Annotated in this window: 14 protein-coding genes; 2 read left to right on the top strand and 12 right to left on the bottom strand. The window is 67.6% G+C overall.

The genetic code is table 11. The annotated features are described in order from the left end of the window. The 7 genes from HR086_RS40840 to HR086_RS48970 all read right to left on the bottom strand — a co-directional run. The coding region (locus HR086_RS40840) for an HK97 gp10 family phage protein (protein WP_174468318.1) at positions 1-451 on the bottom strand (451 nt) is incomplete at its 3' end. Continuing rightward, positions 448-840 carry a hypothetical protein gene (locus tag HR086_RS40835; protein ID WP_174468317.1) on the bottom strand — a complete coding sequence of 131 codons (393 nt, stop codon included), beginning with the start codon at positions 838-840 and terminating at the stop codon, positions 448-450. The genes HR086_RS40835 and HR086_RS40840, both read right to left, overlap by 4 nt. After that, the gene (locus HR086_RS40830) at positions 837-1,328 is read right to left on the bottom strand and encodes a DnaT-like ssDNA-binding protein (RefSeq protein WP_174468316.1); all 492 of its coding nucleotides are present in this window, start codon (positions 1,326-1,328) and stop codon (positions 837-839) included. The genes HR086_RS40835 and HR086_RS40830 overlap by 4 nt, the downstream gene beginning before the upstream one ends. A gap of 3 nt (positions 1,329-1,331) precedes the next feature. Further along, complete coding sequence (locus tag HR086_RS40825) at positions 1,332-1,817, bottom strand: hypothetical protein (protein WP_174468315.1); 486 nt, start codon at positions 1,815-1,817, stop codon at positions 1,332-1,334. Between the two features lie 108 nt (positions 1,818-1,925). Further along, entirely contained in the window at positions 1,926-2,846 is a 921-nt protein-coding gene (locus HR086_RS40820; protein ID WP_174468314.1) for a major capsid protein, read from the bottom strand. 168 nt (positions 2,847-3,014) lie between these two features. Next, a complete protein-coding gene (locus HR086_RS40815) occupies positions 3,015-3,770 on the bottom strand; it encodes a hypothetical protein (RefSeq protein WP_174468313.1) in 756 nt (251 codons plus the stop codon). Positions 3,771-3,805: 35 nt separating this feature from the next. Further along, complete coding sequence (locus HR086_RS48970) at positions 3,806-5,023, bottom strand: minor capsid protein (RefSeq protein ID WP_174468312.1); 1,218 nt, start codon at positions 5,021-5,023, stop codon at positions 3,806-3,808. A 501-nt stretch (positions 5,024-5,524) separates the two neighbouring features. Here HR086_RS48970 and HR086_RS40805 point away from each other — a divergent pair. Continuing rightward, complete coding sequence (locus HR086_RS40805) at positions 5,525-5,932, top strand: hypothetical protein (RefSeq protein WP_174468311.1); 408 nt, start codon at positions 5,525-5,527, stop codon at positions 5,930-5,932. 12 nt (positions 5,933-5,944) lie between these two features. On the opposite strand, the gene HR086_RS40800 is transcribed toward HR086_RS40805, so the two are convergent. After that, a complete protein-coding gene (locus tag HR086_RS40800) occupies positions 5,945-6,253 on the bottom strand; it encodes a hypothetical protein (protein ID WP_174468310.1) in 309 nt (102 codons plus the stop codon). A 247-nt stretch (positions 6,254-6,500) separates the two neighbouring features. Between HR086_RS40800 and HR086_RS40795 the strand changes: the two genes are divergently transcribed. Beyond that, positions 6,501-6,842, top strand: coding sequence for a hypothetical protein (locus HR086_RS40795; protein ID WP_174468309.1), 342 nt, complete (start codon positions 6,501-6,503; stop codon positions 6,840-6,842). Between the two features lie 125 nt (positions 6,843-6,967). On the opposite strand, the gene HR086_RS40790 is transcribed toward HR086_RS40795, so the two are convergent. From HR086_RS40790 to HR086_RS40775, 4 genes are all read right to left on the bottom strand, one after another. Further along, positions 6,968-7,273 carry a hypothetical protein gene (locus tag HR086_RS40790; RefSeq protein ID WP_174468308.1) on the bottom strand — a complete coding sequence of 102 codons (306 nt, stop codon included), beginning with the start codon at positions 7,271-7,273 and terminating at the stop codon, positions 6,968-6,970. Continuing rightward, positions 7,270-8,826, bottom strand: coding sequence for a DUF4055 domain-containing protein (locus HR086_RS40785; RefSeq protein WP_174468307.1), 1,557 nt, complete (start codon positions 8,824-8,826; stop codon positions 7,270-7,272). The genes HR086_RS40790 and HR086_RS40785 overlap by 4 nt, the downstream gene beginning before the upstream one ends. After that, entirely contained in the window at positions 8,823-9,065 is a 243-nt protein-coding gene (locus HR086_RS40780) for a hypothetical protein (protein WP_174468306.1), read from the bottom strand. The genes HR086_RS40785 and HR086_RS40780 overlap by 4 nt, the downstream gene beginning before the upstream one ends. After that, positions 9,062-9,403: hypothetical protein (locus tag HR086_RS40775; RefSeq protein WP_217442149.1), on the bottom strand; the 342-nt coding region annotated here is incomplete at its 5' end. The genes HR086_RS40775 and HR086_RS40780, both read right to left, overlap by 4 nt.

Genomic DNA, 9,403 nt, shown 5'->3' with positions numbered 1-9,403 from the left:
CCCCTCCACCGCCCGACTTCGCCTCCTTCACCGCCTCCTCCATGATGGTGCGGAGGTTGGCCAGGGCGAGCCGCACCATGCCGCGCGGTGCCTGCGCGGAGTGGCCCCATTCCAGCCGGCGCGCGTACGGCAGGTTGTTGGTGATGAACACCTTGTCGCCCAGCGTCGCGGACTCCAGCGTCTGCGCGCCCTTCCCCACCGTGCCCTCGCCGCCCTTGTCGTCCACCTCCAACTCGCCGGCGGGGCGGTTGCCCACCCCCACCTGCCAGTTGCCGCGGAAGCGCCCGGTGTCCACGGGCGAGCCCTCGACGACGTTGGCCAGGATGCCCAGCGCCGTCTTCCGCAGCACCTCGTTGCCGCGCCCCTGCGCCACCGCGACGAAGCCCGCCACCTGTCGGGCGAAGCTCGCGCCCTTGCGCACCTTTCGGTCCGTCTTCTTCGTCTGGCTCATGCCGCCACAACCCGCAGCGTGTAGAGGATGGGCTTCCCGCCCAGTTGCACTGGCGGGTCCACCGCGAGGACGCGCCAGGTGAGCGCCTCCACCGGCCCCACGCTGTCGCCCGGCTCCGGCACCAGCGGCAGACCCTCGGCGGCCACCAGCAGCTTGCGCCGCGCCTTGCGGACGGTGGTGCCCTCCGCTTCCGTGTTCCCCTCCTTGTCCTGACCACTGTCCGCCTGGACCATGAGGAAGACGGAGTGACTGGAGACGGAGGGGGGCGCCGTCGTGCCCGTGCCAGTGTCGTAGGCACCGCGCACCGTGCGCGACAGCGTGGCCTCCTGGCCGTGCTTCTTCATCGCGGCGCGCGCCTTCTGCGCCACTTTGTCCGCCCTGGCGCTCATCCGCGCACCAGGGAGAAGCTGCCCAGCCCAGTGGAGCGCGGAAGCACCAGCGGCTCCACCATGGCCACCACCTCGGAGGGAATCGGCACGTGCGTCTCCTTCGTCAGCTTCAGTGGCCCGACGTTCATCCCGTCGTCCACCATGGGGCCGACGCCAGCCGCCCAGTCCTCCGTCAGCAGGCGGAAGGCGAACTCCGCCACCACGCCGCGCAGCCGGAGGGGGATGGATGTGTCCGAGACGGTCGCCCCGTCGAAGACGACGCCCCGGCGCGGCCACGCCAGGGCCTGCGTCGAAGTGGCGCGCATGCCCCGGTAGCGACAGTGCGTGTCGAGGCGGGACGTGGCCCACTTCAACACGCGCTCCTTGTCGACTACGGAGGCAGCCGCCCACGCCTCGTTGTGGAGACGCGCGGAGTGGTAGGCGTCCGCCTCCACCACGGTGCAGTACGAGTCGGCGGCAGGCCCGCCCGGCGTCGCGTCGAGAGGCACGGGCTACTCCGCCTTGGCCTTGGCCTTGCCCTTCGGCGCGGGAGGCTCCTCGGTGGTGGGCATGGGGGGCGAGGACTTCCACGCATCGGCGAGCTTCGCCTCCGCCGCCTTCTTCGCCTCGCGCTCGGCGCGCAGCTCCGCCCTCAGGCGCTCCGCCTCGGCCTGCTCTTCTTCGAGCACGGACCGCGCTGCGGCGAGCCGATTCTCCAGCTCCGAGCGCGCGTCCTCCAGAGCGGACACCAGCTTCGGGTCCACCGGGACGGACTCCGCTCTCGCCTTCGTCTTCCTCCAGTTCGCCTGAGCCTCCTCGTACTCGCGCGAGTCCACCTGGAAGGCGTTGTGGTACTTGCCGAGAATGTGGAGGGCCGTCGCCGCGTGTCTCGGCACCTCGGCCACGCCATTCTTGAAATCGAAGCCCGCGAGGCTGCACGTCTCCCCCTCGCGCGGCCCCACCAACGCCACGTCCACCGTCAGTCGGTTTCCAGCCATGTCCTGCTCCACAGGGAATGCGCCCAGCACGCGCCGGGCGCGAGGTTGGGGCTGGGCCGGCCCGTGCGAGTCGTCCCCGCAGGCAGGCCCAACCGAGAAGCGCGTCGCTCAGTTCTTCACGCCCTGGAGCACCGCCAGCCCCAGGTCGCTGAACACGGCCAGGCCGCAGTAGAACTTCACGCGGGTGATGGACTCGTCCTTCAGCTCCGCCTCGCCGATATCCGCGACGTGGATGCCCATCTGCTTCTTCGCGTGCAGCCCGGCGATACCCACCTTGCGGGTGCCGTCGTCCAGGCACCCGGCGATGATGGAGGTGCAGTCGGTGCTGGTGCCCTGCGTCTGGTTGGTGGGAATCCAGTCGTTCCGGAAGATGGGGACGCCCTCGTACACGAGGACCTCCTCCACGCCGTCCGCCAGTTGCACCGTCTCGATGATGCCGGCTCCGCCCTGCGTGCGCAGCAGCGTCTTGAAGGAGCGAATGGTTCGGCCCGGCATCATGTAGAAGTCGAGCTTCCCGTCCTTCGCGGTGACCTTCTGCCGGAGCTGGTCCAGCAGGTCGAAGGAGAGGTCTGCGCCGTTCGGCCCGGCCACCAGCGTCTGGCCCGCGCTCACCAGCCCCAGCAAGCCCTCGAACTCGTCATTGGCACCGGTGCCGTTGACGAGCAGGTTGGCGTACTTGCGGCCCACCGCCTTGGCCTTACCGGCCACCTGGAGCGCCTTCTGGTCGGTGGTATCCGAGTGCGTCGCCTCGATGAAGTTGTCCACCTCGGCGTCACCGATAATGCGCTTCAGGGCGCTCGTCACCTGGACGAAGGTGGTGGGCGACTTGGCGGTGATGGTGCCGCCGACGCCCAGCATCTGCACGTCGCCCAGCGAGGACTCGCGGTTGTAGACGATGGCCGGACCTTCCACGGACTCCCAGCGGAGGCGCTGGTAGAAGGCGTCGACGGTGACGATGTTGTCGATGATTCCACCGACCAGGTCGTCCTGGCTGAGCTTGGCGGCTTCGACAAGGGTGATTGAAGGCATAGGAAGGCGCTCCTCCTCGGAGCGAGGGAAAGAAAGACAGGCGGTGGGTGCGCCAAGGGCGGGGCTGTCAGAAGCCCTCGGTCATGTCTGGCTTTGAGGAAGAGTGACTGCCGCCGGGAATCCCTCCCGGTTTGTCGCGGGCCGCATCACGCGCACCTGCGACGGGTGCTACTTCTTCAACCCCTTGGAGATGCGATCCAGCGGGGTCATCTTCGTACTCCCGGGAATCCCTCCCGAGTTCGCCCCCGAGGGCGTCCCGCCGCCCGAGGAACCCGTGCCCTTGAAGGCACGAGCGAAGCGCGGATCCTTCTTGAGCTCCGCGACGTACTCTTCAACCGTCATGGGGCTGCCCGCCTTGCTTTCGCGAGGGTTTCCCTTCGCATCGACAATTCGGACCAAAAATTCGCCGTCTTCCTCCACCAAAGTCACGTGGGGCGTGACGATTGGTAAGAGCAAATCGACCGCCCCTTCATTTTTCACGAGCGCGTCTCGGACAGCGGACTCGGCGATGCGGGTGTGGAGAACGGACGTCAGCCGCTTCACCTCGGCATCTTTCTCGCCCAGGGTCTTGGTGTGGTTCGCCTCCAGCGTGGTGCGCTGCTTCTCCCACGCCTCCGCGCCCTCCTTCCCCTTACGCGCCTCGGCCAGTTCCGTGCGCAAGTCGGCCACCAGCTTCTCGGCATCCTCCGGCGTCTTCCCCAGCTTCGTGAATCCGGCGAGCTGGCTCTTCAGCTCCTTGCCGATGTCGCGCTCCTTCTTCAGCGTGTTGGCGAGGGCGGAGGTGTCCAGCCGCTTCGCCAGCTCCCCGTCGAGGGCGAACTTCGGGGCCTCGCCCTCCGCGCCGTCCTTCTTCGCGTACAGCCCGCGGTACGTCTCGGGCACCTCATCCAGCTTCTCCAGCTCCGGCTGCCACTCGAACGGCATGTGCGTCTTCTCCTCTCGTCCTGCGCGCGGGCCCGTTACAACTTCGCCCGCTTGAAAGCCGCGGCCTCCGCCGCGTGCAGTTGCTCCAGCGTCAGCGTCTTCCCGCTGGCGTCGGTGAAGCGCCCCAACGGCAAGCGGCCGTCACGCCACAGCCGGGCGCGCGTGGGCCCGAGCACCTCGTCCTGGAATGGCGTGGGCTGCTTCCGGAGCCACTCCTCGTAGGAAAGGCCCTTGGGCACCTGGCCGACGTTCTCCCGCGTCCACTTCTGGCGTTGGCGAGAGATGGCGGCCGCGCGGTCTTTCTCGGACATGGCTTTCCAGCGCGCCTCGCCCGCCTTGGCCTTGGCCTCGGCGCGGAAGTCGATTTCTCGCTGACGCCTTGTGCGTGTGTCCGTGACAGAGGGCCGGTCTCCCACCATTTTCACGCCGTCAATGACTGGCGACGTGGTTGTGCGGCAGCCTCGGTGGAAAGGAGGACGGCGTCCGTCGCGCACGGGGAACACCTTCCCGTCCAGCGCCATGCACCCGAGCGTGGTGCGGCCGTCGAGGGTGGCCACCATGCGGACGAACTGGACGATGTCCGCGTTCGCCTTGAACACCTCCTCCCGGGCCTGTGTGGCGACGTGGTTGGTGGCGGTGCGAATCACCGACTCCGCGTTGCGCCGGCTCGTCTCCAGTATCCCGTTGGAGTAGCCCTCGGCTCGGGTGCCCATGACTTCGCGCACCATCTGCTGCGTCGTCTTGCCCTCCACCACGCCCTGGCGCACTACGCGCCCCAGCCTGTCCACGTCGGCGGGAGCGAGGGCGTCCGCCCAGTCCTTCAGCACGTGCCCCTCGAAGGGGCGGGAGAAGGCGGCCGCGCGCAGCACCTCCGCGGAGGGCGTGGCCACGGACAACTCGACGATGAGCGTCTCCTGCAGCACCGCCGCCTGCCACCTGGCCTCGTGCAGCGCGAAGGCGCCCAGCTCCTCCGTCATGAGGCCCATCGCCGTGCCGTACGCCTCGGCGCGCACACCGCCCACCCTGGCCAGCATCTCCTCGAGGCGCTTCGTCACCTGGGGCCCGGCGTCGTACCCGCCCGCCGCCTCGATGCGGGACAGGCGCTTCGTCAGCTCGGCTTCCAGGTCCTCCTCGGACTCGTTGAGCACCTCCACCACACGCCGGACGAGGCCCGCCTTGTAGCGCTCCACCTGCACCGCGTGAGAGATGGAGCGCTCCAGCAGCTCCTCGTTCATCGTCGGGCCGGTGCTCACCAGCTGCCCCAGGGAAGGCAGTCGTAGGACCCGACGGCGGTCTCCACCCGGACGTCCGTGTCGGAACTCGACGTGGCGCCCACTGCGCGAAGGACCGTGGTGAACTCCGGCCGGGGCAGGAAGACTATGTGAAGAACGCGCTCCACCTGGACGGAGTGCACCACCGTGCGCTCGAGGCGCTTCCCGTTGGCTGTGCGGGTGGTGCCGCTCACCGGCGCGCTCTCGGGCTCACCAAGGACACACCGAGGGCCGGGTTCATGGGCTGCGGGGTGATTGGATTGCCAGCCGCATGGGAGAGCATGGGCCCAAGCGTCAGCCCAGACGAGGACGCGGTCCGCGCCGCCTACGTGAGGGGAACTCGGCGCCCCACCACTGCTGTTGGACGAAAACCGAACATGGGCCTCATTTGGCAACTGGATTTGCTGTTGTTAATCGAATTACAGATAATGACCGTAGCCCGGTCGTCCTGCGCTCGCACACCTTCACACCAAGAGGTCCGCCATGAAGAGCTTGAAGCTGTTGCTGTTGGCCTGCGCGGCTAGTCTCGCGTTCGGGTGTGGAGTCCTGCCTGCCGAGGCGGCTCACGAGGGCGAAGAGATAAGTGCATCCTCAGGGGAGCTTGCAGAATGCTTCGCCGTCTGCGGGGGCTCCTCAGTTACATGTCCTGAGGGCACCCGGATCTGCGGCCACGAAGACTATGTGGGCGTTTGGTGCGACGATGAGTTCTACGAGTGCCCGCCCCCCACTACCCCCTTCTGCTCGTATGCAGCGTGCTCGACCTACCACCTCAAGGCTTGCACTTCTGCTGACGACAGCGTCCCGTGCTGCGACCATCACAGGAATGAGAAGGAGTGCTATTGCACCGGCCTCAGACTCAAGAAATGGAACTGCAACCTGTCATTTGAGTGAAGATCAGCGCCCTCACGCCGGACGCCCTTCCCACTTCGGGTACGGATGTGACGGGGGCAGGCGCCGACGGGCAGCACGGATGAGTCCCCACAGGTAGCGGTGATTGCCCCGGTGGCGCTGTCGGCGCGTCACCCGGGGCAGCCACTCCCGGAGCCACGCGCGTAGGTCCTCGCCTGGCGCGGGTTGCTGGGCACCGGCCTCCACGAGCTGCGCCACTGCGTACCGCCAGCCCTGCTCCCGCGCCCTCACCTTCTGTGCCGCGCGAGCGCTGAACACCGTCCCCTCGGGCAGCGTGCGCGGCGTCGCCCGTCCCCGGTACACCGCGTTGTGCGCCTGGTAGATGTTCGGAGATGACGCGTCAGTTTTGTGTGTGGACGTGTCAATGCCCGCGCTGACACGTCCGCTCGGACGTTATGAACGGTATCTCCAGACGAGCAGCGAATGACTATTCTCCTGGCATCTCGCTTGCTGTAGTCCCGGGGCGACGATGCTTCACCAGAGGCTGGCTGCTGCGGGCCCCCCGCCGTAGGTCGCCTCGCCATCCATTTTCCGCCTGGAGCTACAGACAATGCGTATCCATCAAGCAGCCTTGATCATTCTCGCCCTGCAGGTTCTCACCCCCTCCACCGCATTCGCTGAATTCTGGTGCGAGTGCCAAGACAAGGGAAAGCTCACCAAAGCCGAGGCCATCCTCGCGAAATCATTGGCTCTCGGCTGCTCTGGATGGGCAAACTTCAAAGTCGAAAAGATTAGAGTCGGGAGCTGGGGCCGGCTCTGGAATAATCCAGATGACGCCTGGAACGAATGCAAGCATTGCTTGGCCAGATGCGCTGACGAAAGGGCCCTCATTGGAGTATGCAAGCAAAAAGCCAACCTTGCTTGGTTTGAAGCCAGCTACAGGCGTGAATGACGGAGAGAGAGAGGCGACTCAAGCGCTGCGCTGGATGTAGCGATTGAGAACGTACCGCACGACAGCGCAACCGAGCGCGCGCCACAGGCCACGCCGGGGCGCCTCCGCGCCCACTGCCCGCACCTCTACGCTCGACACGTGGCACCTCCGCCCTTCGCGAGGACCTGCCGCGCTGCGAGCGCTGTGATGAACGCCTCTCGCGTCAGCACCAGGTCGCCATCCAGCACCAGCGCCTTGCATCCCCCGTGGATGAGTCGGAGTAGCAGCGTCCGGTGCCAGTCGCGCAGGACCCGGCGCACCTTCCGCGTGCCCCTCCGGTTCCCCTGGAAGTTGAAGCCCCACGCACCAGGGAGAGGGACAAGGCACGGAAGAGCCTCGATGCGGCGCATTCCGCCCAGGGCTTCCTCGATGAAGCAGGCGTCGAATGTCACGCCGCACCTCCAGCAGCGACAGGGGGAACGCCACCAGCGACGGGCGGCTGCGGGGGCACCGTCTGGCCAGGAGGCTGGGGCTCGTCCTTCGGCTCCGAGCGAAGCGTGCCCAACCTGGGCCCCTCGGCCTCGAGGTAGTCCGCGTCCAGCTCCTCGTCGAAGTCCGCGGAGAGGGTGCTCCGGCGCTGCAGCTCCTTCAGGAACGTCTTCCGGGAGATGTCGCCGGCAGCACGTGCCTTGAAGAGCACCTCCAGCCCCTGCGCGTCCCCCTCCTCCACGCCGAAGTCCGTGTGGACGGACACCCTCAGCTTGTCGTCCGGCACGTCCAGGGACACCCACTGGGCCGCGAAATGGAAGGCCAGGGCCAGCGAATCGCCGAAGCGGCGGGCCATGGATTGGAGCTTCGAGTAGCTCTGCCCGGTGTTGATGTCCTTCTCCGTCGCCGTGGTGTTGCTCTTCCTGCGGACGACCAGCTCGATGCTGAGCGCCGCCATCTGGTCCTCCAGGCGCTCCAGGTCCTTCGCACCGGCGTCGATGGCAGCCCCGGTGTGCTCCACGTAGTAGAACTTCCCCTGGGGGTTGGTGGTGGTGAGCAGCGAGTGGGGGCCGATGGTGATTCCACCCTGCCCTCGCGACTTCCCGAGGAACTCTACGTCCTCGGCGCTCATCCCTTCCGTGCTGGTGCGCTCTTCCCGCGGCGACTCCTCCGTCACGCCCGAGGCCGCCAGGATGGGGAACCGCGCCACGGTGAGGATGTTTCGCTGGTCACTGGCGGACTGCCAGTGCTCCAGGTTCTTCTCCGCCAGGGACAGCAACGGCGGGCGGATGAGCATGAAGCCCTTCGGCTTGCCCGCGTACCAAGTGACGAGGGGGATGAAGCCCAGCGTGTTCTCCCCACCATCCACCAGCGTCCATGCGCCTTTCCCCTCCCGCTCGAAGAGTTTCCACTCCTCCTGCTCGATGACGCGCACCCTCTCCACGGCGACTTCGTCGTAGCCGGACACCTTCGTCACCACCTCGCGGATGCGGACCTGCGTCAGCACCTGGGCGCCTCCCTCCACGGTGGCGTAGGCAGCCAGGAGCGCGTCAGCGGGCACGTGGACGAAGTAGGGGCGGATGTCCGCCTCCACCTCGTCCGCCCGCGTCTGAACCTGTGCCCTGTCCACCTTGGGGAAGTCGACGAGGATGTGCGTCAGCCCGTTGGCCAGCCCGTCCGTGAAGACATTGCGGGCCCAGGACGTCAGGTCGTTGCCCTGCCTGTCCACGTCGCCCACGAGGTTGTGCAGCTCCTCGGGCGCGGAGTCGGCCAGAACCACCGGCTTGGTGAAGGGCATCTCTGCCAGCGTGGAGAGGGACGTCTCGAAGTAGTTGAAGAGGAAGCTGCGCTGGAGGCGTTCGTTGTAGGCCTCGTCGGACTCGCGGGCGTGCCGAGGCAGGTACGTCGTTCCAGTGGCACGCATCGCCTCCGTGCCCCCTTGGAGGGCCTTCACCATGGCCCAGTGCGACTCCATCGCCTTGTAGGCGCTGCTCTTGTTGCTCACATCGGACGTCATGGGCGGGCCCTCTCTGCATGGCCGGGGCGGCGGAGGTGGACGTACTGCCAGGCCCGGAGGGACAGCCGGGACAGGCGCGTGGACTTCCGGTGTTCGAGGTAGGCGTAGAGGCGCAGCACCAGCACGGTGGAGTCCCGCCGGGCGGCACGGGGCAACCCGCGCCCGCGCAGGCGCCAGGTGGAGGCTGCACGGCGACGCGCGGCCACCGACGGCGTAGGCGCGCGGCAGGTGGCGCTCACGTGGACACCAGCCGGAAGGGGCCGCGCACGTCCGTGTTGCCACGCTCCGCCGCTCGCAGGGCCAGGCGCACCCGGGCATTGGGCGCCATGGCATGGGTGGCAAACAGGGCGCCCCTGGCGAGGTCCGCCCCGCTGCCCACGGCGTCGAAGGCGTCGCGTGGCTCTCCCACGTGGAAGTCACCCTCGACGCGGAAGAGACGCCCCTGGACGCCCACCAGGAAGACTCCTCCCAGCTCCTGGCCGGACTCCACCCGCGCCCAGCCCGCCGTCTTCAGCGCCTCGCGCAGGGAGTCTACGAAGGCCGTGGCCATGTAGCGCATGAGGGCGCCGTCCTGGGT

Source organism: Myxococcus sp. CA039A (genome assembly GCF_013336645.1).
GTDB lineage: Bacteria > Myxococcota > Myxococcia > Myxococcales > Myxococcaceae > Myxococcus > Myxococcus llanfairpwllgwyngyllgogerychwyrndrobwllllantysiliogogogochensis.
This window is presented reverse-complemented; position numbering and strand designations above follow the sequence as displayed.

Bases quoted from the DNA above. Each gene is read 5' to 3' on its own strand.
- HR086_RS40825 (WP_174468315.1), bottom strand. From the start codon at position 1,817: ATGGCTGGAAACCGACTGACGGTGGACGTGGCGTTGGTGGGGCCGCGC.
- HR086_RS40815 (WP_174468313.1), bottom strand. From the start codon at position 3,770: ATGCCGTTCGAGTGGCAGCCGGAGCTGGAGAAGCTGGATGAGGTGCCC.
- HR086_RS40785 (WP_174468307.1), bottom strand. From the start codon at position 8,826: ATGACGTCCGATGTGAGCAACAAGAGCAGCGCCTACAAGGCGATGGAG.
- HR086_RS40795 (WP_174468309.1), top strand. From the start codon at position 6,501: ATGCGTATCCATCAAGCAGCCTTGATCATTCTCGCCCTGCAGGTTCTC.
- HR086_RS40835 (WP_174468317.1), bottom strand. From the start codon at position 840: ATGAGCGCCAGGGCGGACAAAGTGGCGCAGAAGGCGCGCGCCGCGATG.
- HR086_RS40805 (WP_174468311.1), top strand. From the start codon at position 5,525: ATGAAGAGCTTGAAGCTGTTGCTGTTGGCCTGCGCGGCTAGTCTCGCG.
- HR086_RS40820 (WP_174468314.1), bottom strand. From the start codon at position 2,846: ATGCCTTCAATCACCCTTGTCGAAGCCGCCAAGCTCAGCCAGGACGAC.